Below are 17,767 nucleotides of genomic sequence, written 5' to 3'. Positions count from 1 at the left end.
GTCATGCAAGATACTCTGCTGCAGGCTGCGGCGCTCATCGTTCCCCTGATCATCGCGATCGTCTTTCACGAGGTGGCGCATGGCTGGGTCGCGCTGGCACTGGGCGATCCGACCGCGCGCGAGCAACGGCGGCTGACGCTCAATCCGCTGCGCCATGTGGACCCGATGGGGACGGTGGTGATCCCTGGCATGCTTGCGCTGGCCAGTTTGCCGACATTCGGCTGGGCAAAGCCAGTGCCGGTCAACCAGCGTCGCTTGCGCAATCCGCGCTATGGCATGATGGCCGTGGCCGCGGCCGGGCCGCTGACCAATTTCGTGCTGGCGGCGATCGGCGCGGTGATGCTGGGCTTGTTGGCGCGAAGCGGCGGTAGCGGCGATGTCGTGGGCTTCGTGGTGCTCAACTTGCGCAACTTCATCCTCATCAACCTGTTTCTGGCGCTGTTCAATCTGCTGCCGATCCCCCCGTTCGACGGTTCGCATATCGTCGAAGGCCTGCTGCCGCGACGCGCAGCGCGCAGCTATGCCCGGCTGCGACCTTATGGTTTTCCGCTGCTGTTCCTGCTGCTCTTGGTGGTGCCGTACTTCTGGCCGCACCTGGGCGTCGTCGAGCGGTTTGTGCTGCCCCCGGTTGGCTGGGCTGCGGATCAATACGACGCGCTTGCGCGCGCTGTCGCAGGCGTCTGAACGGTGCCGTCGGGCTGGATCATTCTCGACAAGCCTGTGGGGCTGGGTTCGACGCAGGCCGTTGCCGCCGTCAAGCGCAACCTGCGGGAGGCTGGCCTTGGCAAGTCGACCAAAGTCGGCCACGGCGGTACGCTCGATCCCCTGGCAAGCGGCATCCTGCCGATCGCGCTGGGTGAGGCGACCAAGCTGGCGGGGCGGATGCTCGACGCCAGCAAGGCTTACCAATTCACCGTCCGCTTCGGCGAGGAGACCGACACGTTGGACCTTGAAGGTGCGGTGATCGCGACCAGCGATGTGCGTCCGTCAGAGGCTGACGTTCACACGATCCTGTCGCGCTTCACCGGTCCGATCGCGCAAGTTCCGCCGGCTTATTCTGCCTTGAGGGTAGGCGGCGAGCGGGCATACGATCTCGCGCGTGCCGGCGAGACGGTCGAACTCGCCAGTCGCGACGTGACGATCCACGCGCTGACCGTCACTTCGTTCGAGTCAGATGGAGTGACTCTCCTGGCGAACGTGTCAAAGGGAACCTATATCCGGAGCCTCGCGCGGGACATCGCGCAGGCGCTCGGCACATGCGGTACGGTGACCATGCTGCGCCGGACCAAGGCCGGTCCGTTCGAAGTCAGCCACGCGATTACGCTGGACAAGTTGAACGAAATCGGTAAGGGCGCGCCTCTTGAACACATACTCTTGCCGCTGGAGGCGGGGCTGGACGACATCCCGGCCATCGACCTCGACCCGGAGCAGGCAAGGGCGGTCCGACAGGGCCGCGTTCTAACCGGACTGCCCCTTGATGACGGGCTCCATCTGGCGAGACTACGGATGATCCCGGTCGCGCTGCTGGAATTGACGGGCGGTGACGCCCGCGTCGTCAGGGGCTTCAACCTCGTAGATGTCGCGGAGTAAGACTATGTCGGTTACGGCTGAAAAGAAGCAGGAAATCATCACTGACAACGCCCGCCAGTCGGGTGATACCGGTTCGCCGGAAGTGCAGGTCGCGATCCTGACCGAGCGGATCAACAACCTGACCGGGCACTTCAAGGCTCATCACAAGGACAACCACTCGCGCCGCGGTCTGCTGGCGATGGTCAACAAGCGTCGATCGCTGCTGGACTATCTCAAGAAGGTCGAAGTCGCGCGGTACAACGCGCTGATCCAGAAGCTGGGTCTGCGTAAGTAAGTTTCACGGCGGCTCCGGGAAACCGGGGCCGCTGCTCTATTGGGCTCTCGAGATCCCGGCTGCGACACGCATGCCAACAAAGGGAACGAGGGCTTGAGGCCAGCGCTGCAATTCGGCGGCAAGGCCAGGGGCCACGAAAGGCTCCACACCGGACCGGGACGGGATCCCCGGCAGTAAACCCCGCGAGGCAATTGGGCCCGTGGGTCGAGGATAAAACCAAATGTTCGACGTAAAAACTGTATCCATGCAGTGGGGCGGCAAGACGCTCACTTTGGAAACCGGCCGCATCGCCCGTCAGGCCGATGGCGCCGTGTTGGCGACCTTGGGCGACACCGTGGTGCTGTGCGCCGTGACCGCCGCCAAGTCGGTGAAGGAAGGGCAGGACTTCTTCCCGCTCACCGTTCACTATCAGGAAAAGTTCTCCGCCGCTGGCCGTATCCCGGGCGGTTTCTTCAAGCGTGAGCGTGGCGCGACCGAAAAGGAGACGCTGACCAGCCGTCTCATCGATCGCCCGATCCGCCCGCTGTTCCCCGAAGGTTTCTACAACGAGATCAACGTCATCGCTCAGGTCATGAGCTACGACGGTGAGAACGAGCCCGACATCGTCGCGATGATCGCCGCTTCGGCCGCGCTGACCATCTCGGGCGTGCCGTTCATGGGCCCGATCGCCGCCGCCCGCGTCGGCTTCGTCGATGGCGAGTACACGCTGAACCCGAAGCAGGACCAGACTCTGGCCGGCGACGGTCGCCTCGATCTCGTCGTCGCCGCCACCGGCGATGCCGTGATGATGGTGGAATCGGAAGCCAAAGAGCTGTCCGAGGACGAGATGCTCGGCGCCGTGATGTTCGCCCATGACGAGATCAAGAAGGTCGTCGACCTGATCATCGATCTCGCCGAGGAAGCCGCAAAGGATCCCTGGGACATCGACGTGTCGGACAACACTGCCGACATCAAGAAGAAGCTCAAGTCTGCCATCGGCAAGGACGTTGCCGCCGCCTACAAGCTGACCGACAAGTCGGCCCGCTCGAACGCGCTCAACGAAGCGCGCGCCAAGGCGAAGAAGGCGTTCGCGGACGAGACTCCGCAGACGCAGATGGTTGCGAACAAGACCATGAAGAAGGTCGAAGCGGACATCGTTCGCGGCGCCATCCTCAAGGACGGTTCGCGCATCGACGGCCGCAAGCTCGACCAGATCCGTCCGATCGAGGCGATCGTCGGCTTCCTGCCGCGCACGCATGGTTCCTCGCTGTTCACCCGCGGTGAAACGCAGGCGATCTGCACCACCACGCTGGGCACCAAGGAATCCGAGCAGATGATCGACGGGCTGGAAGGCCTGTCGTACTCGAACTTCATGCTGCACTATAACTTCCCGCCGTACTCGGTTGGTGAAGTTGGGCGTTTCGGCGCGCCGGGCCGTCGCGAAGTCGGCCACGGCAAGCTGGCATGGCGTGCGCTGCACCCTGTGCTGCCGACCAAGGCGGACTTCCCGTACACCATCCGCGTTCTGTCCGACATTACCGAGTCCAACGGCTCGTCCTCGATGGCGACCGTCTGCGGTGGCTGCTTGTCGATGATGGACGCGGGCGTTCCGATCGAGCGTCCGGTGGCCGGTATCGCCATGGGTCTGATCCTGGAAGGCAAGGACTTCGCGGTCCTGTCCGACATCCTGGGCGACGAGGATCACCTCGGCGACATGGACTTCAAGGTCGCAGGCACCGAGGCCGGCATCACCACGATGCAGATGGATATCAAGATCGCCGGCATCACCAAGGAGATCATGGGCAAGGCGCTCGAGCAGGCGAAGGCCGGCCGCACGCACATCCTGGGTGAGATGCAGAAGGCGCTGGGTTCGGCTCGTACCGAGCTGTCGGCCCACGCGCCCCGCATCGAGACGATCAAGATCGACAAGTCGAAGATCCGCGACATCATCGGCACCGGCGGCAAGGTCATCCGCGAGATCGTCGCCGAGACCGGCGCCAAGGTCGACATCGACGACGAGGGCGTGATCAAGATCTCGTCTTCCGACACCGCGCAGATCGAGGCCGCCAAGGCCTGGATCCTGGGCATCGTCGAGGAAGCCGAAGTCGGCAAGGTCTACGACGGCAAGGTCGTCAACATCGTCGACTTCGGCGCCTTCGTGAACTTCATGGGTGGCAAGGACGGCCTCGTCCACGTTTCCGAAATGAAGAACGAGCGCGTGGAAAAGCCGACCGACGTGGTCAAGGAAGGCCAGGCCGTGAAGGTCAAGGTTCTTGAGATCGATCCGCGCGGCAAGGTTCGCCTGTCGATGCGCGTCGTCGATCAGGAAACCGGCGCCGAGCTGGAGGACACCCGTCCTGCCCGTGAGCCTCGCGAGCCGCGCGGCGATCGTCCGGGTGGCGATCGTGGTGGCCGTAGCAGCGGCGGCAGCGACGGTGATCGCCGTCGTCCGCGCAACGATCGCGGCGGCAGCGGCGGTGGTGACCGTGGTGGCAACCGCGATGGTGGCCGTGGCCCGCGTCGGGACGACAATGGCGGCGGTTCCGCCGGTGGCGATCCCAACCACATGCCGGCTTTCCTCAAGGAAGATTGATCGCGATCATCGCGTAACGGCAAAAAGGCCGCGTCGGGAAACCGGCGCGGCCTTTTTGCTAGCGGCTGCTCGCACGCTTCTCTGACGGTCGGTCGGCAACTACGCGAAGATCAGCCCAGGACTGCCAGCCTCGGCGCGCTCTTGTCGTCACGATCGCCACGTCTGTCGGCATTGGCGATACGGTTCTTGCCCGCTTTCTTGGCGTCGTACAAAGCCGCGTCGGCCATCGGAATGACATCGGTTGCGCTGGTCGACGTTTCGGGCACTGAAGCGATCCCGAACGAGGCACTGATTGCGGCGCCGTGCACGTCCGACAAGCCGGCGATCCGCAGGCGCAGCATCTCAGCCTTGAGCGCAGCATCCTCAAGGCCGCAATTGGGCAGGATCACGATCAGTTCCTCCCCGCCATAGCGAGCCACCACGTCGGACGGCCGCAATGCCGTGACCAGCTGGCTGGCCACGTCCCGCAGCACCGCATCGCCCTTTGCATGGCCATGCTCATCGTTGACGCGCTTGAAATTATCGAGATCGATCATCAACACCGCGGTGGCGCTGCCGGTGCGCTCGCCAAGGCTGATGTAGCGCTCCAGCGCGTCTTCCATGTAGCGGCGATTGTATAGCCCGGTGAGGGGATCGCGCAGCGATTGCGTGCGCAGCTTCTCCCGCAAGGCGATGTTCGAAAGCGCGAGCGACATGGAGTCGGCAAGCGCACGCGCAACGCGGCTCACCTCGTCGAGTTCGACTTGCGCGTCATCGCTGTCCGTCGCCAGCATCAGCAGGCCATGCACTTGTCCACGCGCCATCATCGGCACTTCGACGGTTGCGGCCGTTCCGACTTGGTGCATGCAGCACAAGGTGTTGGATCGGGTATCGTTGACATGCGGTTTGCCACGCTTCAGCGCCCAGCAATTGCTGGGCAGCAGCGTTTCACCTGGATGGAAGCTGTCAACGACGTTCCAGGCTTTGGCAAGATCCAGGCGATCCCGCGAATTGTTGAAGACGTACAAGGCCCCGCTGAATGTCGGCAACAGTCGTTGCGCGGTTGCCATGAGCACGGCGCCTGCGTCTTCGTGATCCTCGGCGGCCTGGAGCATGTCGGTCATCGCGAAGAGCTGCTCGACTTGCCGTTTGGCGCTCTCGGCCTCTGTAAACAGGCGATGCTGGCGCTGAGCCTGCGTCAGCGCGCTCCTGGCAAAGCCGAGACCGGTCAGGAACACCGTTACGACGATGATCAGCGATACCGTCGCCGCCGGGCGTACCAGCCACTCGGGCCCGAACGCCACCATACCCACACTCACGCAGCTGCTTGCCTGCACCAACATGATAGCGGCGCGACGTTTGGACGTCATGCGCAGGTTCGCGGTGAATGTATTCTGTTGGTGCACAGCGATGTGCCTCGTTTCTTTTATGGTCGTGACGATAAGACGAAATCCCTAACGATTGCTGATGATTTGCCTCGCTCTCGAATGTTCCTGGTTGCGTTTAAGTAACGCCAGCGAGGTAATCTGATGGCTCGCCAAATAGAGGAGGGGTACGGGTCACGCGAGTTGCTTCCGCGAGTCTGACAAGCGAGCATAATGACCTTGCCGTCGGCAGCCGATTGCCACACCGCGCGTTTGCCCATCAACAAGGGAGGCAGGTCGGTGGCTCGCACAGATGCGGGGAAATGGCGGATCGTAACTCTGCTCGTCGGCGTCAGCATGTCGGGCTGCAAGCTCGATCCGACTGCGGGACAGCAACAGCGCACACAAAGCCGCTCTGATCATGACCTGCGATCGAGTTCGGAGAGGCCCGAGGGAAAATCCCCCCGTCGAGGTTTTCTGGCGCTTTATTCCGGATCTACGCGAGTGGCGCCACCTGCTGGCCTTTTGCAAGCGCATGCCGGATCAAGCGGTCTGCGCATACCCGTCGTGGGCGTGCGGCCGTCTCAGTTGGTCGACACGTTCGCGCAAGCCCGCGCGCAAGGTGCCCGCCGCCACGACGCAATCGATATCCTATCGCCTGACGGCACGCCGGTGGTCGCGGCGACAGCCGGGCGGGTGGAGAAACTGTTCGCTTCGCATGACGGGGGCAATACGATCTATGTGCGCTCATCGGATCGGCGGATGATATACTACTACGCGCACCTTTCCGCTTACGCGAACGGCTTGCGCGAGGGCTTGGCGATAAAGGCGGGACAATTCCTGGGCACGGTCGGTCATAGCGGCAATGCCAGTCCCGAGGCGCCGCACCTGCATTTCGCCATGTGGGTGACCAATCCGGCGCAAGGCTGGTCACAGGACGCGCCCGCGCTCGATCCCTATCCCTACCTGACCGGCAAGGCGGCGACGGCCGGCCCTGCCTCCGGGCGCTGAGCAAGCCCGCGATGGCCGATGCGTTCAATCGGCAGCTGGTGTTTGCATGGCGGCATCTTGGGGGAGTGCAGGAGCCGTGATCTGCGCTGGAGGCGGCACGCGGCGCATGCTGATGATCTTTACGGTCGGGTCCAGCATCTGACCTTTCATCACGCCCACGCCTTTGGTGGCGGAGCGGGGCATTCCCCAGATCCTGTCGACGGTCTCCATACCCGAGACGACATGCCCGAACGCTGCGAAGCCGGCCTTTGCGTCGGCGTCGGCGGCATCCGGTTTGGCGTCGAGGCCGGGTTGGTCCGATACCATGATCGAGAAGTCACCCGTCGCGGTACCCGGTGCGAAGCGCGCCATCGAGATCGTACCCCGCTTGTGGAGTACGCCCGTCTGACTGGTGGGCTCGTGCGGGACCGGCTTTAGAATGCGCTTCGGATCGTTCTGGGTACCCCCCTGGATCAGGCCATTGGGCGGCGTGCCCCAGTCAAGGTGCATCGCGCGATAAAAAGTGGTGCCGTCGAACCGTTTCGCGTCGACGTATTTCAGGAAGTTGGCGGTCGTCAGCGGCGCATGCGCGCTGTCGAGGTCGAGGGTTATGGTGCCCGCCGATGTGCTGATGGCGACAAAGACATCGCCGGCTTGCGGCGCCGACGCGGTGGTGGGACCGGGCGCAGCGGCCGTAAGGAACAGCAGGGCAGGGGCGACAAAGGGCGCGAATCGTTTCAGCATCGCCTGATCTTGCCGCGCGGGGCGAAGGCTGCAAGTGGAAGCCGCCAAATCGCTTGGCGCATGATCGCAACATGCTTAGGCGTGCCTGCGCAGGCCGAAGAACAATTCGGCTGCATTGGAGAGGCTGCCATGCAATCACGCCCGGCTACGATCATCGCTGCGCTGTTCCTGGCGGAGATGACCGTCACGTTCGAAGCGTCGATGATCTACGCCGCGTTGCCGACCCTGATCCGCCAGTTCGGCGATCCGATCAGGGTGGGGTGGCTGATCACGATCCATATGCTGATCGCCGCTGCTGCTTCTCCGGTCGTTGGCCGGCTGGGCGACATTCGAGGACGTAAGCGGCTGGTGCTGGTGCTGCTGGCGCTGGCGTTGCTGGGGTCCGTCATCAGCGCAATGAGTACGAACCTGGGCGTAGTGCTGGTCGGCCGGGCTTTGCAGGGGCTTTCCGCCGTGGTCCTGCCGCTGTCGGTGGGAATAGTTCGTGAGAGCCTTCCCGAGGACAAGGTGCCGATGGGTATCGGCGTATTGACGACGGCGCTGGGCGCGGGTGCCGCGCTGGGGCTGGTCGCAGGTGGGTTGATCGTCGACAACCTCGATTGGCACGCATTGTTCTGGGTCAGCGCGGCGCTGCTCGCGGCTTCGATCGCTGCCATCGCGGGCTTCGTCCCGGACCGTCCCGGTACGCCGACCCGCCGCCCGATCGACTGGATCGAGGGGCTGCTGCCAGTGCCCGCCATCGGGCTGATGCTGTATGCCATCGGAGCTACCAAGCAGGCTGGCTGGCTCGCACCACAGGTGCTGGTCATGTTCGCGGTCTGCCTGGCGTTGTTCGGCCTTTGGGCACGGCGAAGTCTTCGTGCCGAGGAACCGTTCGTCGATCTGCGCTTGTTCCAGAACCGCAACTTCGCGGTCGCCAATCTTATCACCATCCTGCTGGGTATGGGCACGATGCAGATCGTCTATGTTTTTTCTTCGTACATGCAGTCGCCTGGGTGGACGGCGGTCGGCCTGGGGCTGACAGCTACGGTCGCAGGACTGGCAAAGCTGCCGTCCAACCTGCTGTCGTTCTTCGCTGGACCGCTTGCAGGGCGGATGATGCAACGCCTGGGCAATCGCGCCACGGTGACCGTGGGCGCCCTGCTTGCGGCGACGGGCTGGTGCGCGGCCATGCTGCTGCCCAACGTGTTGGGCCTGGTCATCGCATTGTTGTGCGTCATCTCGTTTGGCACCACCATCCTGCAGGCCGCATTGCCCAACATCGTCGTCGCTACCGTGCCGCCGCATCGTACCAGCGAAGCAATCGGTTCGATGCAGGTGGTGCGCGGGATCGCCGCGGCCATTGGCGCACAAGTGATCGCGATGCTGCTGGCGAGCCGGACGATCCCGGCGCCGGGGGGAGGGGCGCAATTTCCGGCGCCCTCGTCCTATCTGATGACGATGGCGGTCATGACAGCGCTGACTCTGGCAGGAGCAGCGTGCGCGATACTGTTGCGGGCAAACAACAAGGCCGGACCCGCGCCAGCGTGAGCCGACGCGCGTCCGGTAATGTTACAATGTTCAGCGAACGCGCGGTCCGCCAAATGGTAGCGGCGGAGGTGGACGGCGCGCACCGCGAGGCAGCTGTGCCTGGTAGGCCCGACCGCAATGTTCGACGCAATAAGGGAAGCCGGGGTTCACCTTTTCGCCGCAGAAGTGGAAATCCGGCTCGCCCGGATGCCCCATCGGCCAGCGGCAGATACGATCGTTCAGGTCGAGCAGGCTGGTCTTGCCGGCGATATCCGCGCTTGGCTTCGATGGTACGAGACGACGCGGCGGAGCGGGCGGGATAGGCTGCTGCTGATCTCCCGGACCTTGGCGGAGGAAACCGCCGGGGCCAACTGAGACGATCCGCGGCCGATCAGACACCGGAGGGGGCGGCGCGGCCGGTTCCGACGCCGGCTCGCTGGCAGGAGACGGCGTGGTAGCCGCTGCCGGGGCGGGCGTCGGCCGCTCGACCGCTGGCTGCGCTGGCGTGGCCTTTACCGCAGGCTCGTCGATATCGAACGGCGGAGCATCGTCGTCGCGCGGCTTGGTGGCGACGGGCGCAGGGCGAGCCGGCTTCTCATTGGGCTTCACCGGCGACGGGCGCGCCTTGAGGCCAAGCCGATGAGCCTTGCCGATGACGGCGTTGCGGCTGACGCCGCCCAGTTCGTCGGCGATCTGGCTGGCGGTCGCGCCGCCCTCCCACATCGTCCTCAGCTTGTCGATCCGCTCGTCCGTCCAGCTCATCTGCATTCCAATCTGCTGGCCTTCACCAAGGCCGTCTTTACGTTTTCTCGCGCCATCATCGGCCGACACGGCCCATCTGCAAGCTTGCCTGCGAAGCGGTCAGCCGATAGTCGCGGCAACATGGCCGATCAACCCTCTTCGGCGGACCTCATCACGCCCGCCCACATTCCGCAACCTCGTAGCTTTCCGGCAATGGGGCAGCCCGTGATCCACCGGATCAACTGGGTAGGGCTCCAAACCCTTTATATGAAGGAGGTGCGCCGTTTCTTCAAGGTGCAGACCCAGACCATCTGGGCGCCCGCGATCACGACGCTGCTGTTCCTGGTGATCTTTTCCGTAGCGCTGGGCCGGGGTGACCGGCAAGTACTGGGCGTGAACTTCGCCACGTTCGTCGCGCCGGGTTTGATCGTGATGGGCATGATGCAAAACGCCTTCGCCAACGCCAGCTTCTCGTTCCTGTCCGGCAAGATCCAGGGCACGATCATCGACTTCCTGATGCCGCCCCTGACCAATGCCGAACTCATGGCGGCGATGACAGCCGCGGCGGTGACGCGTGGCATTCTGGTGGGACTTGCGCTCTCGCTCGCGATGATGCTGTGGCCTGGCGTCAGCCTGGCAGTCGCGCACCCCTGGGCGGTGATCTGGTTCGGACTGATGGGCACGTATTTTCTGGCGCTGCTGGGCTTTTTGTCTTCGATCTGGGCCGAAAAATTCGATCACAACGCAGCCGTCACCAATTTCGTCATCGCACCCTTGTCGCTGCTGTCGGGCACCTTCTACGTCATCGACAACCTTTCGCCGGTGTTCCAGACGATCAGCCGTTTCAACCCGTTTTTCTACATCATCTCCGGCTTCCGCTTCGGCTTTCTGGGGCAAAGCGATATCGGCGATACCACCATGGCGGTGCTTCATTCGGCCATTGGTTTCGGCGTGGTCAACCTCGTGCTGAGCGTTGCCACCTACTTGGTCCTACGATCGGGTTGGAAGCTCAAGAGCTGAGGCTCCGCAGCAAGCTGGAGTGGCTCAGTGCGTCATGCCGTGGCGCATACAATAATGCCCCTCGGCGAAATCCTCGAAGATCTGGGGAATGGATGGGTGATCGACCGGGCCCCCATCACCGTCTTCCAGCAGGTTCTGCTGGCTGACATACGCGACGTAGCTCGACTCGTCGCTTTCCGCGAGCAGGTGGTAGAAGGGCTGTTCGCGTTGCGGGCGGACATCGGCAGGGATGGATTCATACCATTCTTCGCTATTGGCGAACACCGGATCGATATCGAACACGACGCCGCGAAAGCCATGCAGCTTGTGGCGAACGATGTTGCCGATGGTGAAGCGGGCCCGCACTCGCGTCGGCGCCTCGATGATGCGGCCGGCCTGAGGTGAATAGAAGGACGCTCGGTTCATGCGGCGGATATAGGCTTGCTGCGGTAGCGAAACAAGCAAGGCTCAGGGGCGATATCCGGTTTTGCTGCGGATAGGGCTTGGCAAGCCCGCCGGACTTCGCTAACCGCGCCCTTCGCTCGACCGGTGGGTTCGCCCACAACAGCACGACTTCGCGGAGAGGTGGCAGAGTGGTCGAATGCGCTGCACTCGAAATGCAGTGTACGGGAAACCGTACCGTGGGTTCGAATCCCACCCTCTCCGCCAAGTGCCCGTTCTCAGGGGTTCCCAGCAGTGCAATGGGATTGACAAAATCGGCAGAAATGCGAGGGTTTTCGGCATTGACCGGTTCCTTCTCGTTCACGCCCATCCACGGGCGGTAGGGTGGCAAAATAGGGTATCGAACCTCGAAAATAGGGTGTCGATCTCATGCTCAGCGATGCGCAGATCCGGGCTGCCAAACCGAAGGATCGAAGCTACAAGCTTTTTGATGACCACCAGCTGTTCGTGCTGGTGACAACGGGCGGTTCGAAGCTTTGGCGCCTCAACTACAAATATGACGGTAAGCAGAATAGCCTCGCGCTCGGCCGCTATCCCTCACTGGGCCTGGCTGAAGCGCGCAGGCTGAGAGACGATGCTTTGGCAAAGCTGCGAGAAGGTCACGACCCGGGCGTTGCGAAGAAGCTAAAGCTGAAGGCCAACATCGAGGCTTCTCGCAACAGCTTCGAGAAGGTCGCGCGGGAGTGGCACTAGGTCAACGCGCCCCAATGGGCCAAGGTCCATGCCGCCGACGTTCTGCGCTCGTTCGAACGCGACGTCTTCCCTGCAATCGGCAGTTTGCCGATCTCCGCGCTCACGCCGCCCAAGCTGCTTGAGGTCCTCCGCGCGGTCGAAGCGCGCTCGGCCATCGAGACGGCCAAGCGCCTGCACCAGCGCATCTCCGGTGTCTACGCCTACGCAATCGCATCGGGCATCGCCCAGAGTGATCCTGCAGAGAAGGTCGGTGCCGCCCTGAAGCCGATGCCCAAGAAAGGCCGCCAGCCAGCCATCACCGATATAGTCGAATTGCGTCGCATGCTCGCGACAGTCGATGCTGACGTTGCACGTCCGGCGACCCGCGCCATCGCAAAGACGAGTAGCGACGCGGTAAATGCTTGCACCGCGAGCATGCCGCCCACGATCAGGCATCCGGCGGCGAACCAGGGCGCGGGATCGCGGTCCCGCAGATGCCGCCCCAGTGGAAGACAGGCGAATAGATAGACGATGTGGGGCAAACCGAAGAGCCAGCCGGCCGTGCCCGCACCCTAAAAGAGGGGCAGGACCGTGCCGATGTTCCTGTCCTCGGCCCTGCCGAGAATCGCCTTGGCGCAGGCGATGTCGTCGATCGCCATTCCCATCGGATTGAGCAGGATGATCTCGTCATCCGTCTCACGGCCGGGCTTGTCCCCGACGATGATCTCGCCAAGCTCCGCATGCAGCTGCTCGCGCGAGAACTCACCCGCTTCGACAAGCAGGTTGATGATCTTCTTCTCGCGGTTGGACTGGTCCCAGTCGTCGACAACGACTTTGTCGACCTTGAGGAATACATTCCGCTCCACGTCCATGATCGAGACGTTGGCCAGGAATGTTCCCCTGCTGAGCCAGTGGAAGGCGAGATAGGGCCTATCGGTCACGGTGCAGGTAATCACGACCGGACAGTCGCGAGCGTCGGCTTCGGCGCTAACGGCGTCGCCACAGTGCTGCATAAGCTGAAATTGTTCGACAGTCGGTAACTCGAGCGATCCGTCTCGTTGCTCGTACTTGAAGATTTCGCCCGTAATCAGGTGGGTGAGCTGGACCTGGCCATGAGCATAGGCAGGGTAATATTCGGCTCCGCGGACATCGACGACTGCGCCGGGAGAGCCGATGTACGCCATGAGATGCTATCCGTTCTGGCCGCGCCGGAAGGTGGCCGGGACCGAGATGATGCCGGCAACAAGCGCGGGTGGGATCAAAGATGGATTGTTGCCGGGCCTGCTGAGGACATCGGGTTTTGGGCAACCGCTACGGCTCAGTTAATGGTCACTGGTATCGAATCCATCAGCGGACGGGTGAGGTCGATCTCAATCCGACGGGCCACTGTCAGCGCCTGAAGGACCGCTTCACCGGTGCGAAGGCACTCGGGGGCAATCGAGTTGGCTGTGCTGCCGAACGTCGCATCCATGCCTACCTGCCTCGCGTGAGCTTCCAGGCGCTGGACATGCTCCGGAAAGACCGTAACGAAGGGGGGTTTCGGACACCATCTATGGTTCTATTGTCCACTAGCGATATAGAACTGGGCAACCGGCAGATTCAAGTGGTCACTCTCGATAGATTTGGTGATGAGGCTGAATCCGGATGTCGCTAATTGCAGAGGGACTGTTTTCCTGCCCAACAGCTGCAGGTCGGCTCTAGGCGGAGCTGTTGGACACAATTAGCTTCGAACACGATGTCGTGGTGGAAAGCAGAACGGCCGCTTTGGAGCGCCACATCCCAGTAATCCGTCGTTCGGGCGTGAGCCGATTTCCGGTGTCGCCCCAGTTGCGGACGTGCCCAACGTTGTGCATGTTTCGTTTATGAATTCCGCTCGCACCCGTTCGATGCATACTCTCTCATCACAAAGCCGCGCCACCTGTGTAGTCGCTGGCACGCTGTCGATCATATTAGCAGTTCAAGCGTCGGCCGCACTTGCTGCTACAATCAATGAGCCAAGATTTAAAGCCGTCGAGACCCAGATATTGAAGGTAGTTCTACAGCAGAAATCCGATAGCTTAACTCGTGGACGGTTCTGCGTCAGTACACAAACCAGTGAGCAACCCCGACCTCCCAAGTACTTGATCGCGATCACAAAGCGGATGATCACCGAGCTACATAAGACAGATAAACCTCACCAGGCTTTCTTGTCCGAGTTAGAGGAGCAAAGCCGCACTTATATCCCACAACTCAGTCGCATACTACGCCTTGAAGATTTTGAACCTAGACTAGAGAATGCTAGACTTGTTTCTCCAGAAGCATGCAGTGACACGCACACGATAGGGTTTAACAGACCTTTGATCGGTAACCATAATGCAATAATCTTCGCGAGCGATACATCAATATTGCAGGTCATCGACCCTTGCCGTATTCATGGAGCGAAGGAAGTTGAAGTGGCGCAAAATGCTGATTGTCTCATATGACACTGTGATTGGACCGCCGCGGTACTATGACTTGCTTAGGAACAAGCCAGAGCCGAATAATCGTAGTTTCGTCGATATTGTAAATTGATGATAAACATACAATAACTCATGTGCGTGTGCTGCATTGCTAATTATCACCTCCGCGCGGCTTATTTTATCGGAAGCATTCTGTTGGTGGTGCCGTTAGACAGAGGCATTGTGAGGGCACTTAAAGCGAACAGCCAGTGTCGGCTCGCCACCGCCAACCTCGTCATGAATCCCGGTTACGACGTAGCCCGAAAGCTGAAGCCCGTTCATCGAGCGGGCACCCACTCTGAGCGTCCGTCGGTCCTTCCCAATGGGATCCCTTATGAGACGGGAACGGCAGGAAGCGCGCCACCTTCGGCCTTTCCCGATACCGATTATTGACACCCAGCGAGACGCCCTCATGATTTGCCGATGGCCATCACCGTAGGTATTCTGCTGTTTCCTGACGTAGAGGTACTGGATTTTGCCGGTCCGTATGAAGTGTTTTCCGTCGCGGCGCGCGTCGCGACCAAAGCCTTGGGGATTGATCGTCCGCCCTTCCGGATTGTGACTGTCGCCGAGGGACAGAAGACCCTGGTAGCGCGGCACGGGCTGCGGGTCGCGGCAGATTATGGCTTTGAAGATGCTCCTGCCATCGATGTTCTGATCATCCCAGGTGGCATTGTCACTGAGCCAATGAACAATCGTCTGACGCTAGCTTGGCTGAAGCGCGAGTCAGCTCACGTTGCCATCACCGCGTCTGTTTGCACAGGAGCCTTCCTCCTCGGCAGCATCGGGGTTCTCGACGGCTTGAAGGCCACCACACATTGGGAAGACGTCGACGAGATGCGGCGCATGTTTCCAAAGGTCGATGTCGTTGACGGATTGCCTTACGTCGATGAAGGACCGGTGGTCACGTCAGCTGGGATCTCGGCGGGGATCAGCATGAGCCTTCATCTGGTCAAACGCCTGATTGGAACAAAGATAGCGCGGCTTACCGCTCGGCAGATGCAATACGACTGGCCTCTGGCCTGATTCAGCCGCTTCAGTCCATCCGGCCTCCTTTCCCAAAAATCGATCCCTATGGAAAAGCCTCGGTCGTCTCGATCGCCGTTCCCAATCGAGAACGGCGGCGGCATAGGCTTGATCCAATCTGTCTCGACCTGTCAAATTAGCAGACGTACTATGGGCCTATCGAAGGATAAGGGGACCGTCTGTGGGGGCATGGGGCGCGCTGATTATGAGCTTCTTCGGAGCGGCGTTCGCGGCGATGACGCTATATTGGCAATGGCACTTGTCCGGGATCACTCTGGCGCTACCCTTCTTGGGGTTCATCCTCATCGGTCTCGCCGCGAGCTATGTGATCCGTGCACCTGGCGAGGGCATCAAGCCGTCGCCGAAGGAAGAACGAGCGATCATGTGGAGCAGCATCGGTGAAGGCGTCGGCCTTTTCCTAGCCGCTAACATCGTCATGAACCTGCACCGGCCTGATCTTCTGTTGCCATCAATGGCGTTGGTCGTCGGCCTGCATTTCCTGCCAATCGCTTTTGCCGCTGGCTTCCGTCCGTTCTATGTTCTTGGAACAGCGCTGATTGTTGCAGCGATTATGGGCTTCGTTGTCAAAGCCCCCACAGGCGGCGAGATGGCCGGGTTCATGGCCGCTGGTGCGCTCTGGCTTGCGTCCAGCATCGCAGTTCGTCGAGACTGGTTGGCAAAGGCGCGGACGGCAACCACGATCTAATCGTTTCCCAAATTTCTATCCCTTGGCGGAACGGTCGTCCTATGTGCGAAGAGGGGTATCGGGTGCGAGATGGTGCGATTGGAACCCCTAAAACCACAGCACGCGGCCGAGATGCTTCCCGGTTTGAGCGCACCCGAGGGCTATTGCTTCCTCCCCGACGACCCGCCTGCTGATCTAGCCGAGCTGACCGGCAGATATGAGCGTCAGGCTCGCGGCCGCTCCGACGACGGCACCGAACGCTGGTATAACTGGGTCATTCGAGACGGGGGCTCTTGTGCGGCGTTGGGCTATACACAGGCAACGATCCAGGCGCGGTCGGCACTTAACGCCTATCAAGTCTTTCCAGCGTGTTGGCGCTCTGGCGTCGGATATCGTGCGTTGTCCGAGACGCTGGACATGCTCTTTTCGCGTCTCGGTGCAGATCGCGCTTGGGCGCTAGTCGATACCCGGAATGTGGCTTTGTTGGGCCTCCTTGCCAAACTCGGGTTTGCGATCGTCGCGCGACACGATGGCACGGGCTTCTTCAAGGGCGAACCTAGCCACGAATTAGATCTGGAAATCAGGCGCATGACATGGCGTGGGGCTTCCCAATAGCGGTCTGTTAGGGCTTTTGGGAAGCTCTCAGGATTCCCGAAATCCGATGGTGAATTGGGAAAGTGACGCCTGATGCTGACGGGAGACAGGCAAACGATACTCGCCCATAACCGCGCCGCTGTTGTAACAGAACCGGGGCGATACCGTGTCCGTACTGCCGTTCTCGACCGTTGATGTATTTACTGACACGCGCTCTGGCGGAAATCCCCTCGCCGTCGTCACCGGGCGAGACGCTCGCGAGCGAGACGATGCAGTCGATCGCTGCCGAGTTCAATTTGAGCGAGACCACCTTTCTCCTTCCTCCAACGGAGGCTAGCAACACGGCACGTGTCCGCATATTCAACAGGACAGCGGAGATGGCCTTTGCCGGTCATCCGATGGTCGGCACCGCTTTCATTCTGGCGGGTCAGCGGCCCGACCTGAACGCTGCAACCTTCGAGATTCTGGCAGGCATCGTGGGGGTAGAGGTTCATCGCGACGCGGACGGCAACCCGGTCGCGGTCAGCATCGCGGCACCTCAAGCATTGAGCATCGGGGAGACGGTCGCGCCGGAAGTGATCGCCAAAACGCTCCAGCCAGACCCGGCGGATGTAATCACGGCTAACCACCCTCCGACCGTTGCCTCGAACGGCACGTTCTACATCATCGCCGAACTGACTCCCGAGGGGCTATCACGATGCGCGCCCTCGCTGCCCGCTTTCAAAGAAGCCCTCGGGAACCACCCTCAGTTTGGAACCCGCTTCCCCGTTCACGTCTATTGCAAGGATGGTGGGTCCATTCGCGCGCGCATGTTCGCGCCTCTCTCCGGGACATGGGAAGACCCCGCTACAGGCAGCGCCAATGCACCTCTCGCGTGCTTCCTGTTGTCGCTAGACCTAAACACGGAGCAGGCCAGCTTTGTGATCCATCAAGGCGTGGAGATGGGCCGTCCCAGCCTGCTGCATGTTAATGCGGCTCGCAGTCCCGAGGGAATTGTCGCCACAATACGCGGCTCGTGCGTATCGGTCATGCGTGGTGAAATCAGCCTCTAAATGGCCTTCCCGATTGGGAACGGCACCCGAGACGGTG

The 17,767-nt window shown here is 61.6% G+C and carries 19 protein-coding genes, 1 tRNA gene and 1 pseudogene; 15 read left to right on the top strand and 6 right to left on the bottom strand.

Annotated features, from left to right (window positions below; translation table 11 throughout):
- Positions 1 to 3 precede the first annotated feature (3 nt).
- The 4 genes from ACXJ1Z_RS01345 (at position 4) to pnp (ending at position 4,436) form a co-directional block, all read left to right on the top strand.
- The gene (locus ACXJ1Z_RS01345) at positions 4 to 684 is read left to right on the top strand and encodes a site-2 protease family protein (RefSeq protein WP_463778968.1); all 681 of its coding nucleotides are present in this window, start codon (positions 4 to 6) and stop codon (positions 682 to 684) included.
- Positions 685 to 687: 3 nt separating this feature from the next.
- Positions 688 to 1,590, top strand: coding sequence for a tRNA pseudouridine(55) synthase TruB (gene truB / locus ACXJ1Z_RS01340; RefSeq protein WP_463778967.1), 903 nt, complete (start codon positions 688 to 690; stop codon positions 1,588 to 1,590).
- A 4-nt stretch (positions 1,591 to 1,594) separates the two neighbouring features.
- Entirely contained in the window at positions 1,595 to 1,864 is a 270-nt protein-coding gene (rpsO, locus tag ACXJ1Z_RS01335; protein ID WP_463778966.1) for a 30S ribosomal protein S15, read from the top strand.
- 220 nt (positions 1,865 to 2,084) lie between these two features.
- Complete coding sequence (gene pnp / locus ACXJ1Z_RS01330) at positions 2,085 to 4,436, top strand: polyribonucleotide nucleotidyltransferase (RefSeq protein ID WP_463778964.1); 2,352 nt, start codon at positions 2,085 to 2,087, stop codon at positions 4,434 to 4,436.
- Positions 4,437 to 4,546: 110 nt separating this feature from the next.
- On the opposite strand, the gene ACXJ1Z_RS01325 is transcribed toward pnp, so the two are convergent.
- Positions 4,547 to 5,785: a sensor domain-containing diguanylate cyclase gene (locus ACXJ1Z_RS01325; protein WP_463778963.1), complete on the bottom strand. Its 1,239-nt coding sequence runs from the start codon at positions 5,783 to 5,785 to the stop codon at positions 4,547 to 4,549.
- Between the two features lie 582 nt (positions 5,786 to 6,367).
- Here ACXJ1Z_RS01325 and ACXJ1Z_RS01320 point away from each other — a divergent pair.
- Positions 6,368 to 6,790, top strand: a complete 423-nt coding sequence (locus tag ACXJ1Z_RS01320; RefSeq protein WP_463778962.1) for a M23 family metallopeptidase — start codon at positions 6,368 to 6,370, stop codon at positions 6,788 to 6,790.
- A 24-nt stretch (positions 6,791 to 6,814) separates the two neighbouring features.
- On the opposite strand, the gene ACXJ1Z_RS01315 is transcribed toward ACXJ1Z_RS01320, so the two are convergent.
- A complete protein-coding gene (locus tag ACXJ1Z_RS01315; RefSeq protein WP_463778960.1) occupies positions 6,815 to 7,513 on the bottom strand; it encodes a peptidylprolyl isomerase in 699 nt (232 codons plus the stop codon).
- A gap of 129 nt (positions 7,514 to 7,642) precedes the next feature.
- On the opposite strand from ACXJ1Z_RS01315, the gene ACXJ1Z_RS01310 reads away from it, so the two are divergent.
- Positions 7,643 to 9,043, top strand: a complete 1,401-nt coding sequence (locus tag ACXJ1Z_RS01310; protein WP_463778959.1) for an MFS transporter — start codon at positions 7,643 to 7,645, stop codon at positions 9,041 to 9,043.
- 30 nt (positions 9,044 to 9,073) lie between these two features.
- Here ACXJ1Z_RS01310 and ACXJ1Z_RS01305 read toward each other — a convergent pair whose 3' ends face one another.
- A complete protein-coding gene (locus ACXJ1Z_RS01305; RefSeq protein WP_463778957.1) occupies positions 9,074 to 9,784 on the bottom strand; it encodes a GcrA family cell cycle regulator in 711 nt (236 codons plus the stop codon).
- A 120-nt stretch (positions 9,785 to 9,904) separates the two neighbouring features.
- Between ACXJ1Z_RS01305 and ACXJ1Z_RS01300 the strand changes: the two genes are divergently transcribed.
- On the top strand, positions 9,905 to 10,783 hold the full coding sequence (locus tag ACXJ1Z_RS01300) for an ABC transporter permease (protein ID WP_463778956.1): 879 nt from the start codon (positions 9,905 to 9,907) through the stop codon (positions 10,781 to 10,783).
- 24 nt (positions 10,784 to 10,807) lie between these two features.
- On the opposite strand, the gene hspQ is transcribed toward ACXJ1Z_RS01300, so the two are convergent.
- On the bottom strand, positions 10,808 to 11,188 hold the full coding sequence (gene hspQ / locus ACXJ1Z_RS01295) for a heat shock protein HspQ (protein WP_463778954.1): 381 nt from the start codon (positions 11,186 to 11,188) through the stop codon (positions 10,808 to 10,810).
- A 153-nt stretch (positions 11,189 to 11,341) separates the two neighbouring features.
- Between hspQ and ACXJ1Z_RS01290 the strand changes: the two genes are divergently transcribed.
- From ACXJ1Z_RS01290 to ACXJ1Z_RS01280, 3 genes and pseudogenes are all read left to right on the top strand, one after another.
- Positions 11,342 to 11,431: transfer RNA gene (locus ACXJ1Z_RS01290), tRNA-Ser, on the top strand.
- A gap of 162 nt (positions 11,432 to 11,593) precedes the next feature.
- Positions 11,594 to 11,917: an Arm DNA-binding domain-containing protein gene (locus ACXJ1Z_RS01285; RefSeq protein WP_463778953.1), complete on the top strand. Its 324-nt coding sequence runs from the start codon at positions 11,594 to 11,596 to the stop codon at positions 11,915 to 11,917.
- An 18-nt stretch (positions 11,918 to 11,935) separates the two neighbouring features.
- Positions 11,936 to 12,424: pseudogene (locus ACXJ1Z_RS01280) on the top strand (tyrosine-type recombinase/integrase); the annotation flags it as partial.
- Between the two features lie 44 nt (positions 12,425 to 12,468).
- Here the strand turns inward: ACXJ1Z_RS01280 and ACXJ1Z_RS01275 are convergent.
- Entirely contained in the window at positions 12,469 to 13,080 is a 612-nt protein-coding gene (locus tag ACXJ1Z_RS01275) for a hypothetical protein (protein WP_463778952.1), read from the bottom strand.
- Between the two features lie 134 nt (positions 13,081 to 13,214).
- Entirely contained in the window at positions 13,215 to 13,367 is a 153-nt protein-coding gene (locus ACXJ1Z_RS01270) for a hypothetical protein (protein ID WP_463778950.1), read from the bottom strand.
- 670 nt (positions 13,368 to 14,037) lie between these two features.
- Here ACXJ1Z_RS01270 and ACXJ1Z_RS01265 point away from each other — a divergent pair.
- The 5 genes from ACXJ1Z_RS01265 (at position 14,038) to ACXJ1Z_RS01245 (ending at position 17,730) form a co-directional block, all read left to right on the top strand.
- Positions 14,038 to 14,358, top strand: coding sequence for a hypothetical protein (locus ACXJ1Z_RS01265; RefSeq protein ID WP_463778949.1), 321 nt, complete (start codon positions 14,038 to 14,040; stop codon positions 14,356 to 14,358).
- Between the two features lie 438 nt (positions 14,359 to 14,796).
- The gene (locus ACXJ1Z_RS01260) at positions 14,797 to 15,399 is read left to right on the top strand and encodes a DJ-1/PfpI family protein (protein ID WP_463778948.1); all 603 of its coding nucleotides are present in this window, start codon (positions 14,797 to 14,799) and stop codon (positions 15,397 to 15,399) included.
- 205 nt (positions 15,400 to 15,604) lie between these two features.
- A complete protein-coding gene (locus ACXJ1Z_RS01255) occupies positions 15,605 to 16,105 on the top strand; it encodes a hypothetical protein (protein WP_463778946.1) in 501 nt (166 codons plus the stop codon).
- Positions 16,106 to 16,174: 69 nt separating this feature from the next.
- Positions 16,175 to 16,699, top strand: a complete 525-nt coding sequence (locus ACXJ1Z_RS01250) for a GNAT family N-acetyltransferase (RefSeq protein ID WP_463778944.1) — start codon at positions 16,175 to 16,177, stop codon at positions 16,697 to 16,699.
- Positions 16,700 to 16,872: 173 nt separating this feature from the next.
- Entirely contained in the window at positions 16,873 to 17,730 is an 858-nt protein-coding gene (locus ACXJ1Z_RS01245; RefSeq protein ID WP_463778942.1) for a PhzF family phenazine biosynthesis protein, read from the top strand.
- Positions 17,731 to 17,767 lie beyond the last annotated feature (37 nt).

It is taken from the genome of Novosphingobium sp. TK46 (genome assembly GCF_055361525.1).
This window is presented reverse-complemented; position numbering and strand designations above follow the sequence as displayed.